Source organism: Streptomyces sp. 6-11-2, from assembly GCF_006540305.1.
Classification (GTDB): domain Bacteria; phylum Actinomycetota; class Actinomycetes; order Streptomycetales; family Streptomycetaceae; genus Streptomyces.
Window position 1 is genome coordinate 147,883 of the sequence record NZ_BJOR01000002.1, and the last position, 26,355, is coordinate 174,237.

The following is a 26,355-nucleotide window of genomic DNA, read 5'->3' on the forward strand; positions in this document are numbered from 1 at the left end:
CGTCACCGGTCGAGAGGCCCGTCGCGGTACACCTCACCGGGCCGGGGCCCGGCGGGGGAGAGGAGCCGGGTGACGGTGACGAAGGTGTAACCGCCGGCGCGGAGGCCGGAGATGATGCCGGGTATCGCGGCGACCGTGCCGTTGTAGCCCCGGTTGGAGGGGTCCACCCGGTCGTGCAGCAGGATGATCCCGCCGGGGCCGGTGCGGGCCAGGATCCGGCGGGTGATGAGCGCGGAGTCGGTGGTCTCGTAGTCGGACGCGGTGGCGCTCCACAGGACCTGCGCCATGCCGAGCCGCCGGCAGATCGCTGCGACGGCCGGGCTCGTACGGCCCTGCGGCGGGCGCAGCAGGACGGGCCGGCGGCCGATGACCTTCGCCACGGCATCGCGGCCCCGGGTGATCTCCTTGCGCGCCTCGGCCGGGCCGATCCCGGTGAGGATCCGGTGGGACCAGGTGAGGGTCTCCACCTCGTGGCCTTCCGCGGCCATCCGCCGGACCGTTCCCGGATAGGCGACGACGTGGTCCCTGCCCAGGGTGAAGAAGGTGGCGCGCACGCGGTACCGGCGCAGGATGTCCAGGATCCGCGGGGTGCGGACGCTCGGCGAGTCGTCGAAGGTGAGCGCCACGCATCTCGTCCGGCGGCAGTCGACGGACCCGCCAGGGCTCCGGGCGGGTCCGGTCCCGGCCCCGGCCGCCGCGCCGCTCGCCGATGACACCCGCGTCATGGCTTTGGCCCGCGGCGCGAGGCTGCCGCCACCGCAGCCGGACAGGGCCAGCGCCAGCGCCGCCGCGGTCACCAGTGCGGTCGGCGCGCGTGTCCGGTGCGCCGCCCCGGACGCGTTCCGCACGCGCTGTTGCACGCGGCGATCCCCGTCCGGCGGCCAAGGGTCCGGCGGCGCAGGGCTCCGGGCCCGCTCGGGCCGGAAGACATCCCGACGCGATGGCCCAGCCATACGGGGAGCGTAGCCCGGGCGTGCACCGCGGGCACCCGGAGCCGGATGCGACTGTGCGTCCGTCAGCGTTCCGCCGGTCGGTGACCGGCGGAACCGGCCCGGTGGACGAACGCCGGTGGCAGATTGGGCCACACCACCGGGGCGCGCTCCACCGTGGCGAAGTGGCTGCGCAGTTCCGAGGCGAACCGGCGGGCGGGCGGGGTCCAGGCCGTGTGGCAGTGGGCGAAGGTGGTGAAACGGCCGCGCGGCCCCAGCACCTGGGCGTCGGCTTCGAGAGTGTCCGCTTCCCCGGCGTGGCCCCGCCCTCCGTCATCCGCCGCCTTGTGGAGCGCTTCGTCCTGCCCGAGGCCCGCCCCGCCGAGCGTGAGCGGCTGTCGCGGCTGACCGAGCGCGAGCGTGAGGTGCTGGCCCTGGTCGCCCGGGGGCTGAGCAACGCGGACATCGCCGCTCGTCTCTTCTTCGGCGAGACCACCGTCAAGACCCACCTCGGCCGCCTGCTGTCCAAGCTGGGCCTGCGGGACCGCGTCCACGCGGTCATCTTCGCCTACGCGAGCGGCCTGGTCCGGGTGGGCGCCTGACTCGCGGCCGCCTGCTCAGGACCCCGGCCCACCGGAGCGGGGCGCACACTGGAGGCAGAAGGACGCGCGTCGTGAGCCGAACCGTGGAGGTCGCCATGAGCACCCTCGAAGAACACATCGACGTAGGAGTCCCCGTCGACAGCGCCTGGGACAGCCTTCACCGGGTGGAGAACTATCCCCGCTTCATGGACGGCGTGCGGGACGCCCGTGCGGAGGCCGGGGGCCGTGCCCAGTTGGACATCGAGGCGGGCGGGCGGGCCCGGCAGATGGAAGCCGAGGTCTCCGACCGTGCCGGGGACCGCGTGATGGAGTGGCACACCACGGGAGACCCGGAACTGAAGTGCTCCCTCAGCCTGCACCCCATCGACCAGGGAAACACCCGGATCCAGGCACGGCTGGAGTACGACCCCGACACCGTCCGGGAGGCCTTCGGCGGCCCCAGGGGATTCGCCCAGGCCAACGCGATCGAACGGCTCGTCCGCAGCGATCTGGAACACTTCCGGGAGTACGCCGAACACAGCCGGTGAGCGGCAGGAAGATCCAAGGAAGACTCAGGGAAGACCCGTGAGCGACCCGCGCCGTGCTCGTCAGGGCAGCAGGCGCTGTTCCTTGGCGACGGCCACGGCGCCCGCACGGGTGTCGACGCCGAGCTTGTCGTAGATGCGCCCCAGGTGCGTCTTGACGGTGGCCTCGCTCAGGAAGAGGGCCTTGGCAATGTCCCGGTTGGTCAGCCCGCGGGCCAGCTGGCCGAGTATGTCGAGCTCGCGGACGGTGAGTTTGGGGCGCGGGCTGCGCATGCGGGTCATGACCCGGTGGGCGACGGGAGCGGACAGGGCGGTGCGGCCGGCGGCGGCGCTGTGGATGGCCGTGAACAGCTCGTCGGGGCGCTCGGCCTTGAGCAGGTAGCCGGTGGCGCCCGCCTCGATGGCACGGGTGATGTCGGCGTCGGTGTCGTACGTGGTCAGGACCAGCACATGGACCGAGCCGCCGGAGTCGGCCGTGATGCGGCGCGTGGCCTCGACTCCGTCCATTCCGTCGCCGAGTTGCAGGTCCATGAGAACCACGTCGGGGACCAGCTTCGCGGCGAGCGCGACGGCCTCCGCGCCGCTGTCCGCCTCGCCCACCACGTCGATTCCCGGGGCGCTGCCGAGCAGGGCGCGCAGCCCGGCGCGGACCACGGCGTGGTCGTCGCACAGGACGAGCCGTACGGTCGCCGGTTCGGTGCCTTCGGCGGGCTCGGAGGGCTCGGCGGGCTCGGCGGGCTCGGTCCGGTTCATGGAGTGGGGACCTCCGCGGTAGTGGGACGGTGCGGGACGGCCGCGGAGACGACGGTGCCGTCACCGGGCGCGGACTCGATGGTGAGGGTGCCACCCAGCTGGCCGACCCTGGCCCGGATCGCGGGCAGGCCGTGTCCGCGGACCCCGACGGTGCGCTCCGGCAGCGCGGCGGTGTCGAAGCCGCGACCGTTGTCGGCGATGTCCAGCCGGACCTGGTCCTCCAGGTGGGTGAGCGTGAGGGCGGCCCGGGTGGCACCGGAGTGCTCCCGGACGTTGGCGAGGGCGCCCTGGGCGATGCGCAGCAGCGCGGACTGCACCCGGTCCGGCAGCCCGTACGGTCCCGGTGTGCCGTCGACGACACAGGTCACGGTGAGTTCGGGCGTGCTCTCGCGGGTGGCCAGGACCCGCAGGGCCGACTCCAGGCCGCCGCCCTCGGCGAGGTCGGCGGGCGCCAGGTCGTGCACGAACCGGCGAGCCTCGGCCAGGCTGCTCTCGGCGATCGACCCGGCGGTGCGCAGATGGGCGCGGGCCCGCGCCGGTTCGGTCTCCCACAGCCGGTCGGCGGCCTGGAGGAGCATCCGCTGGCTGGACAGGCTCTGCGCGAGGGTGTCGTGGATCTCCATGGCCAGCCGCTGGCGCTCGGCGAGAGTGCCCTCGCGGCGCTCGGTGGCGGCGAGTTCGCGGCGGGTGCGCACCAGGTCGCGGATCAGGGCGGCCTGCCGGGTCGCCTGCCGGTCCATGTAGGTGAAGACCGCCGTCGCCAGGGCGGCGACGGCCGGGGGACCGATCACCAGGTCCACGTCGAGCCGGTCGGCCAGCCGCAGTTGCGCGACGACCACGAAGGCGGTGAAGAACGTCACCAGGGTGTACGCGGCGGGCGTCGGCAGGGTGCGCAGCGCGGTGTAGAACAGCGGCACCGCGCACCAGGCGAAGCTGGGCGCCAGGGCGACCAGCACGGCCCACACACCGACGAGCGCGCCCAGCCACAGCAGCCCGGTGAGGGGAGGCCGTCCGCGGCCCGCGGAGGCCGAGCCCGGGGAGGAGGGCGAATCCGTCCCGGGGACCGCCGCCGTTCCTGAGGCGGTCGAGCCGGCCGCGGCGACCGCCCTGCGGTGGCCGACGACGTACAGCACGGCGAGGACGCCGGCCAGGGCCAGGACAGCCGGCACCTGGGGCTGGGCGTTGTGCCGCTGGACGTACCGGAACAGGGCGGAGCCGAGCAGCAGGAAGAACGCCAGGTGGATGACGAACGCGAGCCTGCGGGACTCGTTGTCGGCGGTGGCCGGGCCGGCCGGGGAAGGCCGGTTCCTGGACGGCATGGGCTGTTCCTCCCCGGCCGGGACGTACGGACATGGCTGTGGCTCGGCGGCGGGCGGGCCTCGGCGCGGCCTTGGCGGAAAGGTCCCGAGCTCGGAAAACACTGCCATTGTCGCCCGGGCGGCACGGCAGGGGGTCAACCGATCGGTTGACCCCGACGTCCGCCGTTCCACGCGCCGGAAGCAGCCGGTACGTCGACGGTCCGGCGTGCCGAGCCGGTCGAGAGTGGAGGCACGGCGCAGGAAGCGCCGAGTCCTCCGACACCCGCTCAGGTACGGCCGATTCGGCGGTCCGGGTGCCGGGGAACGTGACATGACTGGAGAGGTATCCGTGATGCAGCACAAGGCCAAGAAGTTCTCCGCCCGCGCCAAGGCCATCACCTCCGTGGCGGCCGTGGCAGCGGTCGGTGCCGGTGTGGTCGGAGCGGTGTCCGCCTCCGCCGACACCCCGGCCACCGCTCCGGTCGCGGCCGTGGCCGCGGTGAAGACCAAGGCCACGACCACCAGCACCCACCTCACGGCCGAGGCCGCCGCCGACGCCGCGCTGGCGGCGCTGAAGGCCGCCCAGAAGGAGGGCCGGCGGGTGACCGTCGCGGTGGTGGACCGCAACGGCAACACGATCGTCACCCTGCGCGGCGACGGTGCCGGCCCCCAGTCCTACGACTCGGCGATCAAGAAGGCGTACACCGCGGTCTCCTGGAACGCGCCCACCTCCGAGCTGGTCAAGCGCCTGGACTCGGCACCGACCCTGAAGGACATCCCGGGCACGCTGTTCCTGGCGGGCGGCGCCCCGGTCGCGTACGACAACGCCCCGATCGCGGGCATCGGCGTCGCGGGCGCCCCGTCCGGCGACCTGGACGAGAAGTTCGCCCAGGCCGGTGTTGCGGCGATCAGCAACGGGCGCTGACCTCATGCTGTAGCACCCCCCGAGTGACCGGCGTACCCGAGTGACCGGCGTACCCGAGTGAGTGGCGTCCCCGAACCGGTGGGCACTCGGCCATCGCGGCGCGCGGGGGCATTCGCCCCGCGCGCCGCGGGTTCCGGCTTCTCCTGCCCTCCCGGCCCCTCGCCCACCACCCTTTTCCGCTCCTCTGCTTTGCTTGTCGTCCTTGCCGCCGCCGCCGTCCCGTTGTCCGTTGCCACCCTGTGGAGGAGTTCCGTCGTGGCCAAGAAGTCGCTTTCCCCGACCGACCGTGCCCTGCTGGACGCCGCACACCACGGCGACGCCGCCGCCGTCCGCGAAGCGCTGGCAGCCGGCGCCGACCGTGAGGCACGTGACGAGCAGGGCCGTACGCCCCTGTTGCGAGCGGCCCTCGCCGACGACGTGGAGGCGGCCCGGGTGCTGGTCGACGCGGGCGCCGACGTGAACGCGCAGGACGACCGCCTGGACAGCGCCTGGCTGGTCGCCGGGGTCACCGGAAGCGTGGCGATGATGCGCGCGCTGCTGCCCGGCGGGCCGGACCTGAAACTGACCAACCGGTTCGGCGGGGTGTCGGTGATCCCGGCGAGCGAGCGCGGTCACGTGGCCTACGTACGGGCCGTACTGGCCGAGACCGGCATCGACGTCGACCACGTCAACCGGCTCGGCTGGACGGCGCTGCTGGAGGCGGTGATCCTCGGTGACGGCGGACGCACGCATCAGGAGGTCGTGGAGGTGCTGCTCGGGGCGGGCGCCGACCCGCTGCTGCCGGACGCCGACGGGACGACGGCCCGCGCCCACGCGGAACGCCGCGGCTTCCGCGGGATCGCGGCCCTGCTGCGCGAGGCCGAAGCGCAGGCGGACCCGGACCACGGCACGGCCGAGCGACGATGAGCGGGCATGCCGGTCACCGCGCCCGCACCGCGGTGGACGCGGTGCGGGCGCGGTGACCGGACGCGCGCCGGGCATGGACACCCCGGCCGCGCCCTCCAACCCCGCTGTCAGGAAGCGGCCGTGCCCGGCCGGCCGACGCGGAAGGCGCGGTGCAGTTCGCGGAGGCGGTCGGTCAGGGCCGGGACGGGGCCCTGCACCGTCAGGCCGGGCACGACGTCCTGGATCGGCAGGCAGCGCACCGGAGACGGCGGTACGCCCAGTTCGGCCAGCCAGTCGGTCAACTGGGCGGCCGAGTGGGCGTAGACGATCCGGCCGAGGCCGGCCCAGCCGTGGGCGGCCGCGCACATCGGGCAGTGCTCCCCGGAGGTGAAGACGGTGGCCTCCGCGCGCTGCCGCTCGGTGAGATGGGCGGTGGCCCAGCGGACCAGCTCGAACTCCGGATGCCGGGTGTTGTCGTCCAGGCTGTGCACCCGGTTGCGGTCCTCCGCCAGGACCTGCCCGTCGGCACCGACCAGGACCGAGCCGAACGGCTCGTCCCCGGCCCGCACCGCCTCGGCGGCCAGCTCGACCGCGCGCTCCAGATGCCGCAGCTCGGCGGCGTTCGGTTCGATGAGGGACATGGCTGCTCCTCAGGCCACGGTGGGGGCGCCGGGGACACGGCGCTCGCCGCCGTTGTGCTCCTGCCAGAGCTGGTAGACCTCGACCGCGGCGTCGCGCGGCTCGTAGCGCATCGGCAGCCGGCGCTCGTCCCAGTTCTTGGCGAACTCCTCGTAGAAGTTGTCCAGTTCGAAGTACTTGCGGTCGTCCACGTAGTGCGGCTCGTAGGCGTCCCGGGTGGTGAGGAAGACCACTTCGTCCGGTGAGCAGTAGTAGAGCGACCCCAGGCACATCGGGCACGGTTGGGCGAGCACGTAGATCGTGGCGCCGACGAGGTGCTCGGTGCCCAGCTTGGTGCACGCCTCGCGGATGGCGAGGATCTCGGCGTGCGCCGTGGGGTCGTTGGTCTGGGCGACCCGGTTCGGGCTCTCGGCCAGGATCTCGCCGTCCTTGACGATGACGGTCGCGAACGGGCGGCCGCCCTCGGCGACGTTGCGGCGGGCGATGTTGATGGTGCGCTGTGCGAAGTCCATCAAGGGTGTCCTTCCGTAGGAGGAGGAAGCCGGGGCGGACGGGCGGGCCCGCACCGCCCCGGAGCCGTTCCGATGGGGGCGGATCAGAAGGGCTTGGTGGGCAGGTACTTGCCGTCCAGGGTGATCACCGCACGCTCGCCGCCCTCGGGGTCGGCGACCTTCTTCACGTCCAGCTTGAAGTTGATCGCGGAGATGATGCCGTCACCGAACTGCTCGTGCACCAGGGCCTTGAGCGTGGTGCCGTACACCTGGAGCATCTCGTAGAAGCGGTAGATGGTCGGGTCCGTCGGGATGCCGCCGGGGATCGACCCCCGGGTCGGGATCGTCTGGAGCAGTGCGACCGCGTCGGCGTCCAGGCCGAGCAGCTCGCCGACGGCCTGGGCGGCCGGCTCGGGCAGGGCGTGCTGGCCGAGCACGGCGGCGGTGGTGAAGGCCACCGACAGGCCGGCCGCGTCCGCGATCTGCTGCCAGGTGAGGTCCTTGCGGATCTTGGCCTCGACGGCGGTGATGGCGATGGCCTGCCGGGCGGTGGGGTCGAACTGGGCGTGCGGCATGAGGGGTTCCTTTCGGGGTTCAGAGATCAGGGGGTGGAGGACACCCTGGGGGGCACTCGGTCGACTGCGACGTGGCAGGCCGGGGCGATGGGGGGCCGAGGTCCGTGGGGCCGGACCGCCGTCAGGCCGCGGACGCGGTCGCCTGCGGTGCGGCGCCGACGTTCTCGACGCCTCCGGTGGCGATGTCGTAGACCCAGCCGTGCAGGGTGAGGGCGCCTTCGGTCAGACCGCGGGCGACCGAGGGGTGGGTGACCAGGTTCGCCAGCTGGGCGAGCACGTTCTGGCGCACCAGGGCGGCGACGTCCCCGCGGCCGGCGGTACGGGCGCGGGAGGCGTCCGCGTGCCGCAGCCACTGGGCGACCGCCGGCACCCCGCGCAGGTCGTGGGCCTCGGCGAGGGCCGTCATGGCGCCGCAGCCGGAGTGCCCGCACACCACGATGTCGGACACGCCGAGGACGGCCACGGCGTACTCGATGGCCGCCGCCACGGCGTCGGGGCCCGGCGTGTGGGACGGGACGAGGTTGCCCGCGGTGCGGACGACGAACAGCTCGCCCGGTTCGCTGGCCGTGATCAGCTCCGGGACGACGCGGGCGTCGGAGCAGCCGATGAACAGCGTGTGCGGCGTGTGGTTCTCGGCGAGGTGGGCGAACAGGTCCGCCTTGGTGGGGTGGACGTCCCGCTGGAAACGCGTGACGCCCTGGGCGAGGTCGCGCATGAGTCACTCCCTTCGTTGGGTTCCGGCCTGCCGGACTCGGTGAATCCACCATGCATGACCTGGTCCTATAGAGTCCAAGACGCAGTACCCATGTCTCCCATTGCCCGTATCTATAATCGTTCCCATGGCTCTGGAACTGCGTCACCTGCGCTACCTGCTCGCCGTGGCCGAGCACGGCAGCTTCACCCGCGCCGCCGAAGACCTGCGCATCTCCCAGCCCACGCTCTCCCAGCAGGTCCGGCAACTGGAGCGGACCGTGGGGGTGCCGCTCCTCGACCGCAGCGGCCGCAGCGTGCGACTGACCGACGCCGGCGAGACGTACGCGCGCCACGCCCGCCGCGCCCTGCGGGACCTGGAGGCCGGACGGCGTGCCGTCCAGGACGTCCAGGACCTGACCCGGGGCCACCTGCGCCTGGCGGCGACGCCGACCTTCACCTCCTATCTGGTGGGCCCCCTGGTCGCCGACATGCACGCCCGCCATCCCGGCATCACCTTGGACGTCAAGGAGATGACCCAGGACCGTATCGAGTCGGCCCTGCTCGCCGACGACCTCGACCTCGGCATCGCCTTCTCCGGCTCCCACCTTCCCGGCGTCGTGGCGCAGACCCTGTTCACCGAGACCCTGAGCCTCGTCACCGGCGCCCCCGACCCCGGGGCGGGCCCGTCCCGGCCGCTACCGGTCAACGAGCTGAGCAATAAGCAACTCGCGCTGTTGAACGGCGACTTCGCCACCCGGAGCCATATCGACGCCCACTTCGCGACCCACAGGGTGCAGCCCCGCATCGTGGTGGAGGCCGACTCCGTCCAGGCCCTCGTCGAGATCGTGCGGCGCACCCCGATCGCCACCGTGCTTCCCGACGCCATCACCCACGACCACCCGCACCTGCGCCCCGTCCCCCTCGAACCCGCCCTGCCCGCACGCACCGTCACGCTGCTGCGGCGCGGCAGCAGCTACCAGAGCGCCGCCGCCCGCGCCTTCACCCGTCTCACCCAGGACCTCGTCCGGGCCCGCGGCTACACCGACGCCCCGCAGTGACGTCCCGGGCCGGGTGTCCCGTACAGCACAGGAGCGGCGGACCCGCTCCCCGCTCCGAAGGACGCCGGCCCGGACCGCACACCTCGGACCGCCGGGCACTTGTCACCCAAGGGCGGCGTACTCAGGCAGAACTGAGTAGGCGTACCGAGGCCGGGCCGTCCCCTCCGACGTGATCCTTGGACCGCGGGCGATCCACGGTGGACCCCGCCACGGCAGTGAGGAGACGCACCATGACGGCGGCATTGCAGGGACCGGCCGGCTACGAGCGAGGGCGCGTCGCGGCGTGGCTCGCGGGCGGCTACGCGGCGACCATCGTCGGGTTGGCACTCTGGATCGAGGCGCTCGTCCTGTTCGGCGACCCGGGGTTCTCGGGTGTCTGGCTCATCTGGGCGGCGCTGCCCCTCTCCGTCCCGATCACCGCACTGCCGGTCACGGGCGGGGTGTACCTCCTGCTCCTGACAGCAGGGGGTCTCGTCCAGGCCTGGGTGCTGTGGAGGGTGCTGCGGGGGAAACAAGTGAGGTGAGTCGAGGCGCGGTTGCACGCTACAGTCGAACCCCCACCACGAGGGTGGGGGACCGCGACAGCGAAAGGAGGGACAAGCCCATGATCGCCATCATCTCCGCGCTTGAGTCCTCCCGGGGTGCCGGCCATCTCTGACCCCGGAGCGGGCGGGCGCTTTCACCGGAGCGTGCCTTGACCGTGATTCAGAACGACCTGACCATGCGTCCGATCACCGGACGCGAAGAACTCGACCTCTTCCGCCGACTGCCCTACAGCCTCAACGAGGAACTGGCGGACGACCTCGCCGCCGGCTGCCGACGCCCGGAATGGATGTGGGTCGCCATGCACGGCGACCGCCTGCTGGCCAGGGCGGCCTCGTGGAGCCGGCCAGGCGGCGACGCACCACTCATCCTGGACGTCCTCGACCTCGACGACGGCATCCCGGGCCCCGATCGTGTGGACACCGGGGTGCGACTTCTGAGCACCGCGTTGGCGGCCACCCTCCCGGACGGGTCGCGTCCCCCCGAGTACAGCCGCTTCATCCCGCCGGACTGGCGTGAGAAGGCGCTGACCAGGCAAGGCGTCGAGGAGCGCATGACGGTGCTGGAACGCACCGGCGCGCGGCTCTTCGTCGAACGACTGCGCCTGGAATGGCGTCCCGGATCGCCCGTTCCCGGGCCCGGCGGCCGCCTCGCGTTCCGACCCGTCCACGACGCCGGGGAACTCGTTGCCCTGATGACCTCGGTCCTGGACGGGACGCTGGACGCACACGGCCGGGACGACCTGACCCGGATGTCCGCCCAGGAAGCGGCCGTCAAGCACTACGAGGACGAACTCGCCCGCTACACCAGCCCGCGGGACTGGTGGCGCGTCGCGACCCTGCCCCACGGAGAGCCGGTGGGATTCGTCGTCCCGGCCCACAACGGCTACAACCCCATCCTCGCCTACATCGCGGTCCTGCCCGCCCATCGCGGCAAGGGCTACATCGACGACATCCTCGCCGAGGGCACCCGTGTGCTCGCCGAGCAGGACGTCCCCCGCATCCGGGCGTCCACCGACCTCGGCAACACCCCCATGGCGCAGGCCTTCCACCGCGCCGGCTACGTCAATTTCGAACGCGAGATCAACATGACCTGGAGCTGACCTGGGCGGGGGCACCTACGAGGGTGCCCCCGCCCCACTCGTCCGGCTCGCTCAGCCGATGGAGACGACATGCGCCCAGCGCGGCGGGGCGTCCGGGACGTAGGCGGGATTCTCCTCGTTCACGGCGCGGGCGGGACGGGGAAAGAGACCTACGACGGTGCGGCAGGGCGGCTGCGCGGAGGGCCACGGCGTCTGGCCATCCGTCAGGGCGACGATCACGTCCGGGCGGGGCCGGGAGCGCAGCGCCCGCGCGAAACCGGAGCGCAGATCCGTTCCCCCGCCGCCGATCAGTTCCATGTTCTCGGCGCGGCAGAGCGGGACGGCGATCCCCGCCGCCGCGTCGCAGGAGACCACCGAGACCAGATCGCGCCGTCCGCCCACCGTCCGTGAGATCGCCGCCACCTCCAGCAGCGCGCTGCCCAACTCGGCGTCACTCACCGACCGGGAGGTGTCGATCACGACGCAGACCCGGGGCGGCGTACGGCGCAGGCTCGGCAGCAGCACCCCGGGGACGGCGGCCGAGCGCCGGGAAGGACGCCGGTAGCTGTGGTTCTCGCCCGCCCCCGGCGCACCCGCCGCCGAGCGGACCGCGGCTCCCAGCAACTGCCGCCACGGCTGCGGCGGATGGAACGCCTCGTCCGCCCACCGGCGCCACCCGTCCGGCGCGTTGCCGGGCCGGCCCCTGATCCCCTCCGCGACCCGGAAGCGGACCGCGTCCCGCTGCTGCCTGCTCAGTCCGTGCGCTCCGTCGGGTCCCAGCTCCCACGGCCGGTCCTGCCCGTCGGCGCCACCGCCGCAGTCCAGCCAGGCGAGGTCCGCGGTGAGCCCGGACAACGACGCCGTCCGCAGGTACTCCTCCATCAGCAGTCCGTCGGGCAGTCCCAGCAGCGACGGCAGCACCGCCCCGGCGGGCAGGGGCAGACCGTCACCGTAGATGTCGTCGTTGATCTCGAAGTCGGCGGCGATGTTCCGCCGCAGCCTTCCCCAGCCTTCGGCCCGGGGGACCCCCATCCCGCTTCGCTCGCCCGGCCCGTGCTCCTCGTGCTCCCGCGCATACCGCTCGCCCCGCCCGTGGTGGTCCCGCAGGAGATGGGAGACCTCGTGCACCCAGACGCCCGCCAGCTCCTCCACCGGGGTGCGCGCCACGAAGCCGGGGGAGACGTAGCAGCGCCAGTGCGCGTCGACCGCCATCGTCGGCACCGAGCGGTCCTCCACCACATGCAGCGCGAAGAGTGCGGCGGCCAGGTAGGGGCGGACCTTCACGGCGTGCAGCCGGGCGGCCAGCAACTTCTCCATGTCCAGCGGGAGTCCGGGCCGGCCGGTCCGGCCGCCGGAGCCGGCCGGCGGCTCCGGCACGGTGGCCCGCACGGGGCGCGGCGGCGCGGGCCGGGACATCGGGCGCGGCGCCGGGCGCTTCGCGGCCCCCGTCATCGGCTCGCCCCCGCCGCACGCCCGGCGCCGGCCGGCGCCGCGACCCGTTCCACCGACCGGTCCGCCCGCCGGGCGAGACCGACCACCCCGGCCAGCCGCTCCACGGCCTCCGGTACCTCCCAGTCGTCGCGCCGCAGCGCGGCCAGCGTCGTCGCCGGGGCGACCAGCAGGTCCGGGGCGCCGGTCTGCAGCGCCCGCACGAGCACCGCCCAGCCCGCCTCCCATCGCTCCCGCTCCGGCCGCGCCCCGACGGCGGCCACCACCGCCTCCAGCGCCGCCTGACGCAGATCGCCCCGCACCGGCAGCTCGGCGGAGGGCGGATCGGCCAGCAGCGACTCCGGGTCCGGCAGGTCCATCCGGTCCAGATGGGCGAGGAGTTCGAGCCCGGGTCCGTCGCCCACCGCGCCCCGCACCAGAAGCGCCAGCACCTCCCGGGAGACGGACGCCGCCGTACCGAAGGCCAGCAGGGTCAACGCGGCCTCCCAGCTCCGGGGCGAGGGCCAGGCACCGCCGCGCCGTGTCTCGGTGCTCGGCAGCCGGTGGATCAGCGTCGGCCGGGCCTCCAGGAAGCCGCAGACCGCACGTCGGGCGAAGGCCACCGCCTCCGGCAGCCGCTCCGGCATCAGGCGGGGCAGCTCCGCCCGGGGCCAGACCCCGCCCAGCCCGCGCACCACCACGTCCCGGTCGTGCACCCAGTGCAGATGCACGAACCGGTTGGCCAGCGGTGGGCTCAGCTCCCACCCGTCCGCCGCCGACGCGCGCGGATTGGCGGCGGCCACGATCCGTACGCCCGGCGGCAGTTGCAGTGCACCGACCCTCCGCTCCAGGACGACCCGGAGCAGTGCGGCCTGGACCGCCGGGGTGGCGGTGGAGAGTTCGTCCAGGAAGAGCAACCCCCGCCCGGCCCGCACGAGTTCGACGGCCCACTGGGGCGGTGCCATCGGCACCCCCCGCACCCCCGGATCGTCGCCCACGATGGGCAGCCCGGAGAAGTCGGACGGCTCGTGGACGCTGGCGATCACGGTGGTCAGCGGCAGGTCGAGGGAGGTGGCGAGCTGTGTCAGGGCCGCGGTCTTGCCGATGCCCGGCTCGCCCCAGAGCAGCACGGGCAGGTCGGCCGCGACGGCCAGGGTGAGCGCTTCGAGCTGCTCGTCGGGGCGCGGCTCGGTGGTGGTCGACCGCAGATGGGCCAGGAGGTCGTCGGCGAGGGCGAGTTGGGCGATCGTTCCGGAAACGCCGCTTTCGGCGGGAGCGGGAGCGGATGTCGGCAGAAGAGTGTTGGACGTCATGGGCATCACCTGGGGTGGGATGAGGGAACGGGACGGCCCGTCCCCGGAGATGTCGTGGTGTCGTGGGATGTGCGCGGGCAACGCGCGGTGTGGGAAGGGGACTTCGCCTGGCGCAGGCGGTTGGGCTTGTGCGACGGGTCAGCGGGCCAGGCCTGTGCGGGGCCGGGCCCGGCTGCTCCGCTTGTGGCGTATCGAGGGAGGCGTACGACGGTCGAACCGGGGACGATGGCCTGCCTCCGCCCGTCCCACGCCCGAGGCGTTCCCGTCCCCGGCCGCACCGGCACCGGGGTGCGTGGCGAAGAGCCCCGAGCGGAAGAGCCCGTGGTCGATGCGGCGGGCCGCGGCCGACTCCAGTTCCTCCCGGAGCGGCCCGTCGCGCAGGACCGCGGCGGGGCCGAGCAGCCCCTCGACCACGGCCAGCGCCCCGGCGACGTCACCGTGACCGAGCCGTTCCCGGACCGCCGGAAGCGCCTCCGGACTGCGGTGCACCGTGTCGATCGCCCGCAGGCACGGCAGCGCGGGCCCGCCGAGCGCCACCAGCAGCTCCTCCCGGCGCAGTTGGGCCGGATCGTGGTCGACGGCAGTCAGCACTCCGCCCCGCAGCGCGATCCGGTGGACCTCGCCGCGGCATTCCACCCGGTGCGGATCGCCGGGCTCGGGACGGGCACCGGCCACCGGTACCGAGCCGCACGTCGCCAGTACCGCGGCGACGAGCGGATGCAGTCGCTCGGCCGCGAGCAGCCCGGCGCGCAGCAGCTCCAGATCCGGCAGGACCCGGGCGGCCGCCTCCGGCAGTACCGGAAGCGCCGCGACCTCCTGCGGCGGCAGCGCCTCCCGCAGTGGCCGGAACGTCGGGGCGTGACTGTCGTCGGGGGCGACGAGTTCGAGCACGGTGCGGCTCCGCGCGCCGAGCCGCACCGTGAAGGCCCCGCGGGGGCGCCGTTCGGCCCGCAACAGCAACTCCGCCTCGGCAGCCCAACCAGTCTCCGCCCACGGGGAATCGTGGACGATGGGTTGGCCGGGCGGTGTCATCGAGGATGCACCGCACCGCCGTGCCAGTTCCCCACTCCGCCCGGAGTCCCAGAGATGCCGGTGCAGGTCGAGCCGGAAACGCCGGTCGGGGTGCGGGTGCGGGTGCGGAAGGTGCTGCCTGGAGGCTTCGTTCCCGGACCCCTCCCACAGGGCCAGGGACATCCACTGCCCGGCGTCCGCCCGGGCCGGTGGCGTCCGCACCACCAGGTGCAGTGGCGCGCGGCCGGAACTCCGGTAATGCGCGAGGGAGATGGTGAGGCCGGGCCGCAGGCGCCCATCGGGGGCGATCCGGGGCATGTGCCAGCGGAGCAGATCAGGCGCCAGCCGACCCAGATCCGCGCGGAGACGGGTGACGAGATCGGTGCCGTGGCGGTCGCGCACGGCGCGCAGATCGAAGTCGACGTCGACCCGGGCGGCGGCGCAGGCCCCCGCCCAGTCACCGACCGCACGTCGTGCGGTCGCGGTCTCGATCATGGACGGTGGCACGGCGTACTCACGTACGCGCTGCCACATCAACAGGCGGGTCGGAATCTCGTTCGCGAGGTGATGTGCCATCAGCACTCACCTTGCACGAACGATTCCCCCAATCCGTACGAGGAGAGGTTCATCATCCGAGCATCATAAGGCACCGTTTCCCTCGGTGGTGGCGCTGTGGGTCCCGTGCGTCGCGACGCCGGGCATGACTAGAGGTCGAGCACGACTTCGGTGGTCGGTCGGCTGCAACAGACGAGGACGGTGCCGGCTTCGGGGAGTTCGAGGGGCGGGATGGTGTAGGTGACGTCGCCCGCCATGAGGTGGGTGACGCAGGTGTGGCAGACGCCGGTGCGGCAGGACCAGCGGGTGGGGATGTCGCAGGCTTCGGCGAGGTCGAGCAGTGAGGCGTGGGACGGTGACCACGGGGTGCTGACGCCGCTGCGGGCGAAGGTGATGAGGGGGCCGGTGCCCTTGGGGCCGGGCGGCTGGTGCGGCCGGACGGCGGCGGTGGGCGTGATGCCGGGGTTGATGGCGGGAAGGGCGCTGAACTGTTCCGTGTGGATCCGCTCCGCGCGCAGACCGTGATCGCGCAGGTAACCGCCGAGGTCCTTCATGAAGGCGGTGGGCCCGCAGAGGTAGGCGTCCGCGTCGGTGGGGATGTCCAGGGCCGCGAGCGCCGGGGCGGTCGGGCGGCCCCGGGTGATGTGGCCCTCGCCCGGGGGCGGGGTGTCGGAGGTGTAGTAGATGTGCTCGTGGGCGTCGGGGAGTTGTGCCAGGAGGGCGTGGGTCTCGGCCGCGAACGCATGGTGGACGCGGTCGTGCGCGGTGTGGATCCACCAGACGGGGCGCGGGTCCCGCGCGGAGGCGAGCCGGTGGAGCATGGCGAGTACGGGAGTCGCGCCGATCCCCGCGGAGATGAGGGCGATCGGGCGGGTGCCTGCTTCGAGTACGAACGTTCCTCGGGGACTTGCGATGTCCACGAGGTCCCCGGGGCGCAGCGTGGCATGGATGTAGCCGCTGACCTTCCCACAGGATTCGTGCTTGACGCTGATGCGGTAGGTGTGGGCGGTGGCCGCGGAGGACAGGGAGTAGCTGCGCACCGTGGGGACGGTGTCGCCGACGGCGAGCCGGATGGAGAGGTACTGGCCGGGGCGGGCCTCGGGCAGTGGTGTGCCGTCGGCGCTGTCGAGGTAGATGGACGAGACGTCGGGGGTCTCGGGGACGATGCGGGCGACGCGCATGGCCCTGAAGCCCGGCCACCCCGGCTCTTGCCTGGACTGCTGGGTGCTCGCGCGTTCGCCCGGCCATCCGGGTTCCTGTGTGGGCTGTTGGGCCGCGGCGAGTTCGCGGAAGGACTGCTGCCATCCGGGGCTGAGGGCGGGGATGTTCAGCGCCTTGCGCAGCTTCGCGGGGTCGCGGTCGGGGAGGTAGAGCAGCGCGTCGGTGTCGGCGACGCTGAGTTCCTCGGGACCCTTGCGGGTGAGGGTGATCTCGTCGCCGGCCTGGACGTGCCCCTCGGTGAGCACGCGCAGGTAGAAGCCGGGGCGGTGGTGGGCGACCAGCAGGGACGCCATGGTGGGCTCGCCGAGGCGCATGCCGACGCGGTAGCAGGTGACGCGGGGCTGGGTGACCTCGAATTCGGCCTCGCCGATGCGGTACCGGTCGCCGATGCGCACTTCGTCGTCGGGCAGTCCGTCGACGGTGAAGTTCTCCCCGAACATCCCGAAGGCCAGGTCGTCGCGCCCGAGCTGCTTTCGCCAGTACCGGTAGGACTCCGACTGGTAGACGAGGACGGCACGAATCTCGCCGCCGTGCCCCGCCAGATCTCCTTGGCCGTCTCCGTCGACGTTGAGCCGCCGGACCATGCGGGGACCCTCGACGGGGGTCTTCCAGGCTCCGGTGTGAACGGTCCTTCCCTGCCATGAGACGTCGGTGGGCATCCCCACGTTGACGGACAGCAGCGTCGCCATCGCGGACCTCCTGCGGGGTGGTCGGCCGGGGCGGCCGGAGCAGCCCCTCATGGCGCTGTGATCTGTGCGCTGGGATCGATCCTAGTTCTTGGGCCGGCAGGGGGCGCGTTCGTCCGTGGTGGACGGCAAAGGGCACAGCCAAAGACAACGGCAAGGAGCACCCACTCCTTGCCACTTTCAACCTATAGCGCACCAGGGGCCTTGCGGCAAGACCCGGGTCGTGCCGCAGAATCTCCACTCGAAGCCAGAATCCGCGGAAACAAGTAATTCGCGAAGTGCATGCGCTTTGTCGGCATGCGGGTGTGCGCGCCGCTGGATCGCGCGGGGCGGGCGGCCGGCGGAATCCCATCTCCTTGAACGGGCGTTTTGATGCTTGACGTGATCGTGGCCGGCGGCGGACCCACCGGCTTGATGCTGGCCGGCGAGTTGCGGCTGCACGGTGTGCACGTGGTCGTGCTGGAGAAGCTGACCGAGCCGACCGGGCAGTCCCGCGGGCGCGGCCTGCACACGCGCAGCGTCGAGATGATGGACCAGCGCGGCCTGCTGGACCGGTTCCTCGCGGTCAGTGAGAAGTTCCGGTCCGGCGGTTTCTTCGGCGGCATCCACAAGCCGTGGCCGGACCGGCTGGACACGGCACACCCGTACGGCCTCGCCGTCCCGCAGCCGGTCACCGAGCGGCTGCTCAACGAGCACGCCCTCGAACTCGGTGCCGAGATCCGGCGCGGACACGAAGTGGTCGGGCTGAGCCAGGACGAGGACGCGGTGACCGTCGGACTGGCCGACGGCACGCACCTGCGCTCGCGCTACCTCGTCGGCTGCGACGGCGGCCGCAGCACCGTGCGCAAACTGCTCGGCGTCGGCTTCCCCGGCGAGCCCGCCAAGATCGAGACCCTGCTGGGCGACATGGAGGTGACCGAGGATCCGGCGACGGTCGCCGCCGTCGTCACGGAGGTCCGCAGGACACAACTGCGGTTCGGTGCCATTCCCGATGTGGACGGGCACGCGGGGGTGTACCGCATCGGCGTGCCCGCGGACGGCGTGGCCGAGGACCGCGCGACCGCGCCGACCCTCGACGAGTTCAAGAGACAGCTCCGGGCGGTCGCGGGAACCGACTTCGGGGCGCACTCGCCGCGCTGGCTGTCCCGGTTCGGCGACGCCACGCGGCAGGCCGAGCGCTACCGGGTGGGCCGGGTACTGCTGGCCGGTGACGCGGCGCACATCCACCCGCCGACCGGCGGGCAGGGACTCAACCTGGGCGTACAGGACGCGTTCAACCTGGGCTGGAAGCTGGCCGCCGAGGTCAACGGCTGGGCGCCGGAAGGGCTGTTGGACAGTTACCACGCCGAACGGCACCCGGTCGGCGCCCGGGTGCTGGACAACACCCGCGCGCAGATGACCCTGCTGGGGACCGATCCGGGTGCGACCGCGCTGCGGGAGCTGTTCTCGAAGCTGATGGACTTCGAGGAGGTGAACCGGTACGTGACCGGGATCATCACCGCGGTCGAGGTCCGCTACGACTTCGGTGAGGGCCACGAACTGCTCGGCCGGCGGCTGCGGGACGTGCGGCTGAAGCGGGGGCGCCTCTACGACCTGATGCACGGTGGACGCGGGCTGCTGCTCGACCGGACCGGCTGTCTTTCGGTGGCCGGTTGGGCGGACCGGGTCGATCATGTCGTGGACGCCGGCGAGGAGTTGGGCGCGCCCGCGGTACTGCTGCGGCCCGACGGCCATGTGGCGTGGGTCGGTGAGGCACAGCGGGATCTGCTCAGCCAGCTGCCCAAGTGGTTCGGCGCGTCCGCCGGTTGAGCGGCGCGCGCCGACACGATTGCGCTGATCTTGGAGGCGGGGGGACGACGTCCGAGCCATCGTCCCCCCGCCTGATGCCACCTGGCGTGGCTGTCGCCCACCGGACTTCAGCGCAGGGTGAGCGGCGTCTCGGATTCGACGCGGGACAGCTTCTCCGGGTTGCGGACGTAGTAGAGGCCGGTGATGCGGGCGTCCTCGACACGAGCCGCCATGATGCCGTCGATCTCGCCGTCCAGGCGTACGAAGAGCGCCGGGCCGCCGTTGACCAGCGTGGGGTCGATGGTGAGCCTGCCCTGGACCTTTCCGGCACCGCCGACGAACATGCGGACCACCTTCTCGGCGCCGACGACCGGCCGCAGCGCTGCCTGCTTGACGCCGCCGCCGTCGCTCATCAGGACGACCTCGGGGGCGAGCACGTCGAGGAGTCCCTGCAGGTCCCCGGTCTCGAACGCGCGCTGGAACGACTCCAGGGCCGCCCGGGTCTCGCCGGGGGAGACCACCTTGCGCGGGCGGCGGGCGTCCACGTGCCGGCGAGCGCGGTGCGCGATCTGGCGGACGGCCGCGGGGCTCTTGTCGACGGCCGCCGCGATCTCGTCGTAGCCGACCTCGAAGACCTCGCGCAGTACGAAGACGGCGCGCTCCGTCGGCGACAGCGTCTCGAGGACCAGCATCAGCGCCATCGACACGCTCTCGGCGAGTTCGACGTCCTGGGCCACGTCCGGCGCAGTGAGCAGCGGCTCGGGCAGCCAGGGGCCGACGTACGCCTCCTTGCGGCGCTTCATCGTGCGCAGCCGGTTGAGCGACTGCCGGGTCGTGATCCGGACCAGATAGGCGCGTTGGTCGCGCACCTGCGCCAAGTCGACCTCGACCCACCGCAGCCAGGTCTCCTGGAGGACGTCCTCGGCGTCGGCAGCCGATCCGAGCATCTCGTAGGCGACGGTGAACAGCAGGTTGCGGTGGGCGATGAACGCCTCGGTCGCGAGGTCAGTGGCGTGGTCGTTCATGCGTCGACCCTCTCCTTCACGGACGGCCTTGTCACGGGGGCGTTCAAGCGTGCGTGCACAGCACGGTCCTTTGCGTCGGTGGCCGTACGATCCGGCCGGCCCTGTTCGGTGCCCACATGTGCCTGACTAGTGCTGTGGCCGGGAAGGTTTGCCGGGAAGCTCGCGGCGTCCGGTGCGGTGCCTCGCAAGGCGGAGCATTGCCCGCGTACTGGATGTACTCGGGTGATGCGGCAACGCGGCGTGGGGGTACCCCCGGCCGAAGGCTGGGGGAGTGCCGTGCCGGACGTCGCGAGCCGGTGAACCTTTCCGGTCACAGCACTAGGCTGCCCGTGCGCCGGTGGCCGGCGCCTCGCCGCGTCGGCCCTCCAGCAGCTCCCGGCGCTTGGCGCCTCCCGAGACGCGGTGCAGGCCGTACGAACCGGGCTCGCGTGCCTCGTCGGCCAGGTGCTTGACGATGCCCCTGCACACGAACTCCTTGACCTTCGCGCCGGCGCGACCGCCGATGTGGATCCACAGCGCGACGTCGTGCCTGTGGGCGAACTGGAAGATGCCGGCGCGTCGGCCCAGGCTGATGCACTGGCCGGCGAACACCTGGTTGAGGGCCGAGGGTCGCTCGCCCGTGATCCGGCTGAGCACCGTGTCGGCGGCCCGCGCGCCCAGAGGGATCGCGGCCTGGCAGCTCATCCGCAACGGCAGGTCCGACGGGGCCGCCGAGTCCCCGGCCGCGACGACACGCTCGTCGTCCACGCTCGTCAGCGTCTCGTCCGTGAGCAGGCGGCCCAGGGCGTCGGTGCTCAGCCCGCTGCGCGCGGCCAGGTCCGGCACGCCGAAGCCTGCGGTCCAGACGGTCACCCGGCTCGGCAGCTCGCGGCCGTCACCGAGCCGTACGGCATCGCGGGTCACGGCCGTCACCTCCGTGCCGGGACCGTCGAGCACGGTCACCCCCAGCGCCGCCAGTCGCCCCGCCACCGAGCGTCGGCCCCGGGGGTGCAGGTACGGGCCGAGCACCCCACCGCAGACCAGGGTCACGGTGCGGCCGGCCTCCGCCAGCTCGGCGGCGGTCTCGATGCCGGTGGGACCCGCTCCGACGACCGTCACGGTGTCCGTCGCGGGGGCGGCGTCGACGATCGGCCGCAGCCGCTGCGCCTCCTCCAGGGTGGCGATCGGGTGGGCGAACTCGGCCGCACCGGGCACGCGCGGGTCGGCGCTGCCACTGCCCACCGCGTAGATCAGGTAGTCGTAGCCGACCGTGCCGCCGGCCGCCAGCGTCACGCGGCGCGTGGCCGCGTCGATCCGTGTCGCCGAGTCGACCACCAGCCGGACGCCGTCGGCCAGGACGTCCCGGTAGTCGACGACGGCGTCGTCGGTTCCGCCCACCAGTTGGTGCAGGCGGATCCGATGGACGAAAGTCGGGCGCGGGTTGATCAGCGTCACCGTCACGTCGTCGCGCCGCGTCAGGCGGTTGGCGGCCATGACGCCGGCGTATCCGCCACCGATCACGACGACGTCCGTGTTCTCCACCATGGTGTCTCCTCCGTTTCCAGGGGTTCGGCCTCAAGACACCGCGTGATGGACCGCTGTGACAGCATGTGAGGCGGATCACTGCGCGGACGTGGGGCCGCTCCGGGACACGCGAGTGAAGCCGCGGACGGGCGGCGGGCGGCAGGCGTCGGGATCCGAGCCGCTCGGCGCGCGGGCGAGCCGGCGCTACTCGGCTGCGGCGTCGCGAGTGCGCTGGTAGTGGCGCCGTGCCTTCATACGGTTGCCGCAGACGGCCATCGAGCACCAGCGGGCCTTGTTGGTCTTGCTGCGGTCGATGAGGAAGCGCCGGCACTCGGGGTTGGCGCACGGCCGCAGCCGCCCGGGCATCGTCAGCTGAAGCGCGCTCCACGCCAGGACCGCTTCCACCGCCATCCGGCGCTCCGGAGGGGTGTCCAGCTCCCACGACACCCCCGCGGGCGACATGCGTGGGCGGGAGGTGACGCCCTTCAGGAGCGGGGCCAGCGACGTGGCGGGCCGGGTGCCGCGCACCACGTCCTGGAGGGCGTCCCGCGCCTGCACGAGGCCGCGCAGCTCGTCCTCGGTTCCGCTGCCGCCGTGGGTCTGCTGCCAGGACCTGGCCGCCTCCGGGTCCGCCAGCCGGTCCTGGACGACACCGCTGACCACCGGCGTGCTGTTGAGGAGTTCCAGCAGCGCGTCCTGCCGCTCCCGCTCGGTCGCCATCGCACCCCCTAACCGAATCGGCTCGCTTGACAGGTTACACGCAAGCATCACGTCGACCAGTCGTCGACCGGCCACGGTGAGTAGACACTGTCTACGCCGCCTGGTAGACAGTGTCTATGAGTGAAGAGGGCTCCCTGCGGGAGCGGCTGATCGACGCCGGGGTGGATCTTGTGCTCACCGAGGGCTCCGCGTCCGTGGGCCTGCGGGAAACGGCCCGCCGGGCGGGGGTGTCGCACGGTGCGCCGCGCCGTTACTTCCCCACGCACCACGCGCTGCTGTCCGCCATCGCCCTTCGCGGCTTCGAGGACCTCGGCGCCCGGTTCGAGGCCGCGATCGCCGGGGTGACCACACCGCGCGCCCAGTTGGAGGCCGTCGCGCGGGTGTACGTCGGGTACGCGCTGGAGCGCCGCGGCATGTTCGAGCTGATGTTCCGGCACGACCTGCTCGACAGCGGGCCGCAGGCACCGGACCAGCCGCGGCTGCGCCGGACGACCCTCCCGCTGTTCGCGCGCATCACCCAACTCGTCGCCCGGTGCCGATCGGAGCAGGATGCCGCGCACGGCGCCGACGAGTCGGACGAGACCGCACCGCCGCCTGCCGTGACCGCCGCCGCCCTGTGGTCGAACCTGCACGGAACAGCCCAGCTGTGGGCCTGGGGCAGCCTGCAACTGGCCCTTGGGGACCCGCCGTTGGACGGAGGTCCCGCTGACGACCAGTGCGACCGGCTCATCGCGGCCGTCCTGGCCGCCCACCTCGGCCCGGTGGCGTCGTGACCGCCCCCTTCCAGCGGCGGCTCGCGCTTCTGGTCAGCGTGGCCGGCGCGGTGATCGTCGCGCTGGACGGGACCATCCTGCTCGTGGCGCAGCCAAGCCTCCAGCGTGATCTCGGCGCGAGCATGGCGCGGATCCAGTGGACGAGCACCGGCTATCTGGTCGCGGTGGCCGCGTTACTCGTGATCGCCGGGCGCCTCGGGGACCGGTACGGACATCCGCGCCTGCTGTTCGTCGGCGTCCTCGGTTTCGGGGCCGCCTCGGCCGGGATCGCGCTCGCGCCGTCCGTCGGATGGGTGGTGGTCCTGCGCGTGGTGCAGGGCGGGTTCGGCGCGCTCCTGCAACCCGCGACGCTGGCGCTGCTGCGGCTGACGTATCCCTCGGAACGGCTCGGCACGGCGATCGCCGTCCGCACCAGTGCGATCGCGGTCGCCGCGGGGTCCGGTCCCATCCTCGGCGGTGTACTCGTGGCGCACTGGGGCTGGCCTGCCGTGTTCTGGGTCAACGTGCCCGTCGCGTGCGTCATCGCCGCTCTCGTCCTCGCCGTGCGGACGCCGCCACTCGAACGTGCCGGCTCCTCGCGGCTCAACCTCCCCGGCGCGGGCCTGCTCGCGATCGCGCTCGCGGTCCTGGTGCACGCCCTGGCCGGCGTGCCCGCGCGGGGGTGGACCGCGGCGACGACGCTCCTCGAACTCCTCGCCGTCGCAGGCGTCGTGGCGCTGCTCGTCCGGCACGAGCGGCGCGCCACACACTCGATCGTCCCGCCTGCCGTGGCGCGGTCCGTACCCGTGACGGCCTCGATGGCCATCCTGCTGGTCACCTCCGCCGGCCTGTTCGGCACGCTGTTCAGGGCCACGTTCCATCTCCAGGACGCACTTGGCCTCGATCCGCTCACCTGCGGTCTGCGCGTCCTTCCGCTGACCGTGTTCATGGTCCTCGGCTCACCCGTCGCCGACGTCGCGCTGCGCCGGTACGGTGCGCGGCGCACCGCGATCGCCGGCACGGGCCTCGTCGTGGCCGGCATCGCCGGACTGTCCCGGCTCGATGCGACCGGTCCGTGGATGGTCATGGGCGCGGCCTTCGCCGTCATCGGTGCCGGGTTCGCCACGGTGATGGTCACGGCCACCGGGACCGTCGTCGGCGACGCGCCGCCGGGGTACGCGGGGGTTGTCGGCGGGCTCAAGCAGACCGCCATGAACATCGGACCGACCCTCGGTATCGCCGTCGCGGCCGGCGCGACCGGGTCCGCCGTTTCGACGATGAGTTCCGCCCTGCCGGCCCTGGCCGCACTCACCGCCGTCGGTCTGCTGCCCGCCTGGCGGCTGCCCCGCCATGACCTAACCAGTAAAAGTGTCTTGACTGGTTAGATGGAAGGTGTTCGACTGGATACATCACCACTGACGTTCGAGAGATGGGTGAGAGGCATGGTCCACGCAGTCCATCACCGCACGGCCACCGTCAACGGTCTCGAGGTCTTCCACCGGGAAGCCGGTGATCCCCAGGCGCCCGCGGTCGTGCTCCTGCACGGCTTTCCGACCAGCTCGCACATGTTCCGCCACCTGATCCCGGCGCTCGCGGACCGGTACCGCGTGATCGCCCCCGACCACATCGGGTTCGGTCAGTCGGCGATGCCCTCCCCGCAGGACTTCCCGTACACCTTCGACGCCCTCACCGAGATCACCTCAGGGCTGCTCCGGCAACTGGGCGTCGACCGGTTCGCGATGTACGTGCAGGACTACGGCGCCCCCATCGGATGGCGTCTCGCCCTCCAGGCCCCGGACCGCGTCACCGCGATCATCACCCAGAACGGCAACGCCTACGAGGAAGGCTTCGTCAAGCCCTTCTGGGACGGTGTCTTCGCCTACGCCAAGACACCCGGGCTGGCCACCGAAGCCTCCATGCGAGGCGCCCTGACGCCCGATGTCACCCGCTGGCAGTACGTCAACGGGGTCGCCGACCCCACCCTGGTCAGCCCCGACAACTGGGTCCACGACCAGGCCCTGCTGGACCGGCCGGGCAACGACGAGATCCAGCTCCGGCTCTTCCGCGACTACCCCTCCAACGTGGACCTCTACCCCGAGGTCCAGCGGTACTTCCGCGACTCCCGGGTCCCGCTGCTGGCGGTCTGGGGAGCCAACGACGAGATCTTCGGCCCCGACGGCGCCACGGCGTTCGGCCGGGACCTGCCCGATGCCGAGATCCACCTGATCGAGTCCGGGCACTTCGCTCTGGAAAGCCACCTCGACGCCATCACCGGGCACATCCGCGACTTCCTCGCCCGCGTCCTCGCCTGACGCGGACTACCGCTGTTCGCGGGTGGTGGCGAAGCGTCTCCGGTAGTGGGTCGGCGTGGTGCCCAGATGGCGGGCGAAGGCGCGGCGGAGGGTCTCGTCCGTGCCGAGCCCGCTGTGGTGAGCGGCCGAGGTCACGCTGTGGCCTTCGAGCAGCAACTGCTGGGCGCGGTCGAGGCGGACCCGCTCGACCCAGCGTGCGGGCGTGGTGCCCAGTTCGGCGCGGAACAACCGGGCCAGATGCCGAGGGCTGACGGCGACGGACGCGGCCATGGTGGGCAGGCTGTGGTCGGCGGCCGGATCGGCGAGCACGGACGCGATCAGCGGGCGGAGCAGGTCACCGCGGGGAGGCGGGGTCGTGATGGCCGTGGAGAACTGCGACTGCCCGCCCGGACGTTGCATGAAGACGACCAGTTCACGCGCGACGTTCCTCGCCACGTCGGCGCCGTGGTCGTCCTCCACCAGGGCGAGCGTCAGATCGATGCCCGCGCTGATGCCCGCGGAGGTGACGTACCGCCCGTCGCGGATGTGCATGGCGTCCGGTTCGACGCGCACACGGGGGTAGCGGCGGGCGAACACAGCCGCGTGCCGCCAGTGCGTCGTCGCGCGGCGGCCGTCCAGCAGGCCCAGTTCGGCCAGGACGAAGGCGCCGGTGCACACCGAGGCGACCCGTGGCGCCCACGCGGTGACGGCGCGGGTCGCGGCCAGCAACTCGTCCTCGATCGGCTGCTGGGCCAGCCGGTCGCCTCCGGCGACCACGACCGTGTCGACCTGGCCCGCGTCGGCCGCCCGGACCGTACCGGTCAGTGCCAGTCCGGCGGAGGTGGTGACCGTCCCGCCCCGCGGGGAGACCAGCACCAGCTCATAGCCGGGAGCGAGCCGACCCGCCTGATGCAGAACCTCCGACGGACCGCTGACGTCGAGCATGGTCACCCCCTCGAAGACGATGAAGCCAACCCGATGCGTCATGTCCGAATCCGTGGTTCTCCTGGCAGCAAAGACATGGCCCAGCCTACGTCGTCCGGTGAACCCTGGAGGCGGATCACCG

The 26,355-nt window shown here is 72.6% G+C and carries 26 protein-coding genes; 11 read left to right on the forward strand and 15 right to left on the reverse strand.

What is annotated here, in order from left to right; translation table 11 throughout:
- Positions 1 to 2: 2 nt before the first annotated feature.
- Positions 3 to 860 (reverse strand): polysaccharide deacetylase family protein, encoded by an 858-nt coding sequence (locus TNCT6_RS36820; RefSeq protein WP_253266505.1) that lies wholly within the window; start codon positions 858 to 860, stop codon positions 3 to 5.
- Positions 861 to 1,165: 305 nt separating this feature from the next.
- Here TNCT6_RS36820 and TNCT6_RS36830 point away from each other — a divergent pair, with 305 nt between their 5' ends.
- A complete protein-coding gene (locus TNCT6_RS36830; RefSeq protein ID WP_373996263.1) occupies positions 1,166 to 1,531 on the forward strand; it encodes a response regulator transcription factor in 366 nt (121 codons plus the stop codon).
- Positions 1,532 to 1,626: 95 nt separating this feature from the next.
- Entirely contained in the window at positions 1,627 to 2,058 is a 432-nt protein-coding gene (locus TNCT6_RS36835) for an SRPBCC family protein (RefSeq protein ID WP_141367915.1), read from the forward strand.
- A 60-nt stretch (positions 2,059 to 2,118) separates the two neighbouring features.
- Here the strand turns inward: TNCT6_RS36835 and TNCT6_RS36840 are convergent, their stop codons facing one another.
- Positions 2,119 to 2,808, reverse strand: coding sequence for a response regulator transcription factor (locus TNCT6_RS36840; RefSeq protein ID WP_253266506.1), 690 nt, complete (start codon positions 2,806 to 2,808; stop codon positions 2,119 to 2,121).
- Positions 2,805 to 4,127 carry a sensor histidine kinase gene (locus TNCT6_RS36845; RefSeq protein WP_141367413.1) on the reverse strand — a complete coding sequence of 441 codons (1,323 nt, stop codon included), beginning with the start codon at positions 4,125 to 4,127 and terminating at the stop codon, positions 2,805 to 2,807. Before TNCT6_RS36845 ends, TNCT6_RS36840 begins: the two co-directional genes overlap by 4 nt.
- 331 nt (positions 4,128 to 4,458) lie before the next feature.
- Here TNCT6_RS36845 and TNCT6_RS36850 point away from each other — a divergent pair, with 331 nt between their 5' ends.
- Together TNCT6_RS36850 and TNCT6_RS36855 are read left to right on the forward strand one after the other, a co-directional pair.
- Complete coding sequence (locus TNCT6_RS36850; RefSeq protein ID WP_141367917.1) at positions 4,459 to 5,031, forward strand: heme-binding protein; 573 nt, start codon at positions 4,459 to 4,461, stop codon at positions 5,029 to 5,031.
- A gap of 255 nt (positions 5,032 to 5,286) precedes the next feature.
- Positions 5,287 to 5,937 carry an ankyrin repeat domain-containing protein gene (locus tag TNCT6_RS36855; protein WP_141367414.1) on the forward strand — a complete coding sequence of 217 codons (651 nt, stop codon included), beginning with the start codon at positions 5,287 to 5,289 and terminating at the stop codon, positions 5,935 to 5,937.
- Between the two features lie 107 nt (positions 5,938 to 6,044).
- Here the strand turns inward: TNCT6_RS36855 and TNCT6_RS36860 are convergent, their stop codons facing one another.
- The 4 genes from TNCT6_RS36860 to TNCT6_RS36875 all read right to left on the reverse strand — a co-directional run bounded on the left by TNCT6_RS36860 (position 6,045) and on the right by TNCT6_RS36875 (position 8,336).
- Positions 6,045 to 6,557: a nucleoside deaminase gene (locus TNCT6_RS36860; RefSeq protein WP_141367416.1), complete on the reverse strand. Its 513-nt coding sequence runs from the start codon at positions 6,555 to 6,557 to the stop codon at positions 6,045 to 6,047.
- Positions 6,558 to 6,566: 9 nt separating this feature from the next.
- Positions 6,567 to 7,067, reverse strand: coding sequence for a nucleoside deaminase (locus TNCT6_RS36865; RefSeq protein WP_141367418.1), 501 nt, complete (start codon positions 7,065 to 7,067; stop codon positions 6,567 to 6,569).
- 83 nt (positions 7,068 to 7,150) lie between these two features.
- The gene (gene cynS / locus TNCT6_RS36870) at positions 7,151 to 7,621 is read right to left on the reverse strand and encodes a cyanase (RefSeq protein WP_141367420.1); all 471 of its coding nucleotides are present in this window, start codon (positions 7,619 to 7,621) and stop codon (positions 7,151 to 7,153) included.
- Between the two features lie 121 nt (positions 7,622 to 7,742).
- Positions 7,743 to 8,336: a carbonic anhydrase gene (locus TNCT6_RS36875; protein WP_141367422.1), complete on the reverse strand. Its 594-nt coding sequence runs from the start codon at positions 8,334 to 8,336 to the stop codon at positions 7,743 to 7,745.
- A gap of 124 nt (positions 8,337 to 8,460) precedes the next feature.
- On the opposite strand from TNCT6_RS36875, the gene cynR reads away from it, so the two are divergent.
- The 3 genes from cynR (at position 8,461) to TNCT6_RS36890 (ending at position 11,017) form a co-directional block, all read left to right on the forward strand.
- Positions 8,461 to 9,372 carry a transcriptional regulator CynR gene (gene cynR, locus TNCT6_RS36880; RefSeq protein ID WP_141367424.1) on the forward strand — a complete coding sequence of 304 codons (912 nt, stop codon included), beginning with the start codon at positions 8,461 to 8,463 and terminating at the stop codon, positions 9,370 to 9,372.
- Between the two features lie 230 nt (positions 9,373 to 9,602).
- A complete protein-coding gene (locus TNCT6_RS36885) occupies positions 9,603 to 9,896 on the forward strand; it encodes an SCO4225 family membrane protein (protein ID WP_141367426.1) in 294 nt (97 codons plus the stop codon).
- A 197-nt stretch (positions 9,897 to 10,093) separates the two neighbouring features.
- Positions 10,094 to 11,017, forward strand: a complete 924-nt coding sequence (locus TNCT6_RS36890; protein WP_141367918.1) for a GNAT family N-acetyltransferase — start codon at positions 10,094 to 10,096, stop codon at positions 11,015 to 11,017.
- Between the two features lie 51 nt (positions 11,018 to 11,068).
- On the opposite strand, the gene TNCT6_RS36895 is transcribed toward TNCT6_RS36890, so the two are convergent.
- The 4 genes from TNCT6_RS36895 to TNCT6_RS36910 all read right to left on the reverse strand — a co-directional run bounded on the left by TNCT6_RS36895 (position 11,069) and on the right by TNCT6_RS36910 (position 17,213).
- A complete protein-coding gene (locus tag TNCT6_RS36895) occupies positions 11,069 to 12,313 on the reverse strand; it encodes a VWA-like domain-containing protein (RefSeq protein WP_141367919.1) in 1,245 nt (414 codons plus the stop codon).
- 131 nt (positions 12,314 to 12,444) lie between these two features.
- A complete protein-coding gene (locus TNCT6_RS36900) occupies positions 12,445 to 13,737 on the reverse strand; it encodes a MoxR family ATPase (RefSeq protein ID WP_141367428.1) in 1,293 nt (430 codons plus the stop codon).
- Positions 13,738 to 13,875: 138 nt separating this feature from the next.
- Positions 13,876 to 15,324: a hypothetical protein gene (locus TNCT6_RS36905; protein ID WP_141367430.1), complete on the reverse strand. Its 1,449-nt coding sequence runs from the start codon at positions 15,322 to 15,324 to the stop codon at positions 13,876 to 13,878.
- Positions 15,325 to 15,452: 128 nt separating this feature from the next.
- Positions 15,453 to 17,213 carry an MOSC and FAD-binding oxidoreductase domain-containing protein gene (locus TNCT6_RS36910; RefSeq protein ID WP_141367432.1) on the reverse strand — a complete coding sequence of 587 codons (1,761 nt, stop codon included), beginning with the start codon at positions 17,211 to 17,213 and terminating at the stop codon, positions 15,453 to 15,455.
- A gap of 369 nt (positions 17,214 to 17,582) precedes the next feature.
- Between TNCT6_RS36910 and rox the strand changes: the two genes are divergently transcribed.
- Positions 17,583 to 19,019, forward strand: coding sequence for a rifampin monooxygenase (rox, locus tag TNCT6_RS36915; RefSeq protein WP_141367434.1), 1,437 nt, complete (start codon positions 17,583 to 17,585; stop codon positions 19,017 to 19,019).
- Positions 19,020 to 19,126: 107 nt separating this feature from the next.
- Here the strand turns inward: rox and TNCT6_RS36920 are convergent, their stop codons facing one another.
- The 3 genes from TNCT6_RS36920 to TNCT6_RS36930 form a co-directional block, all read right to left on the reverse strand.
- A complete protein-coding gene (locus TNCT6_RS36920; RefSeq protein WP_141367436.1) occupies positions 19,127 to 20,023 on the reverse strand; it encodes an RNA polymerase sigma-70 factor in 897 nt (298 codons plus the stop codon).
- A 318-nt stretch (positions 20,024 to 20,341) separates the two neighbouring features.
- A complete protein-coding gene (locus tag TNCT6_RS36925; RefSeq protein WP_141367438.1) occupies positions 20,342 to 21,547 on the reverse strand; it encodes an NAD(P)/FAD-dependent oxidoreductase in 1,206 nt (401 codons plus the stop codon).
- 183 nt (positions 21,548 to 21,730) lie between these two features.
- Positions 21,731 to 22,246 carry a CGNR zinc finger domain-containing protein gene (locus TNCT6_RS36930; protein ID WP_141367440.1) on the reverse strand — a complete coding sequence of 172 codons (516 nt, stop codon included), beginning with the start codon at positions 22,244 to 22,246 and terminating at the stop codon, positions 21,731 to 21,733.
- A gap of 116 nt (positions 22,247 to 22,362) precedes the next feature.
- Here TNCT6_RS36930 and TNCT6_RS36935 point away from each other — a divergent pair, with 116 nt between their 5' ends.
- From TNCT6_RS36935 to TNCT6_RS36945, 3 genes are read left to right on the forward strand one after another with little or no spacing between them, the layout of a single operon-like run.
- Complete coding sequence (locus TNCT6_RS36935; protein WP_141367442.1) at positions 22,363 to 23,019, forward strand: TetR/AcrR family transcriptional regulator; 657 nt, start codon at positions 22,363 to 22,365, stop codon at positions 23,017 to 23,019.
- The gene (locus TNCT6_RS36940) at positions 23,016 to 24,383 is read left to right on the forward strand and encodes an MFS transporter (protein ID WP_141367444.1); all 1,368 of its coding nucleotides are present in this window, start codon (positions 23,016 to 23,018) and stop codon (positions 24,381 to 24,383) included. The genes TNCT6_RS36935 and TNCT6_RS36940 overlap by 4 nt, the downstream gene beginning before the upstream one ends.
- A 57-nt stretch (positions 24,384 to 24,440) precedes the next feature.
- On the forward strand, positions 24,441 to 25,310 hold the full coding sequence (locus TNCT6_RS36945) for an alpha/beta fold hydrolase (RefSeq protein WP_141367446.1): 870 nt from the start codon (positions 24,441 to 24,443) through the stop codon (positions 25,308 to 25,310).
- Between the two features lie 6 nt (positions 25,311 to 25,316).
- Here the strand turns inward: TNCT6_RS36945 and TNCT6_RS36950 are convergent, their stop codons facing one another.
- A complete protein-coding gene (locus tag TNCT6_RS36950; RefSeq protein WP_141367448.1) occupies positions 25,317 to 26,276 on the reverse strand; it encodes a GlxA family transcriptional regulator in 960 nt (319 codons plus the stop codon).
- Between the last annotated feature and the right edge of the window lie 79 nt (positions 26,277 to 26,355).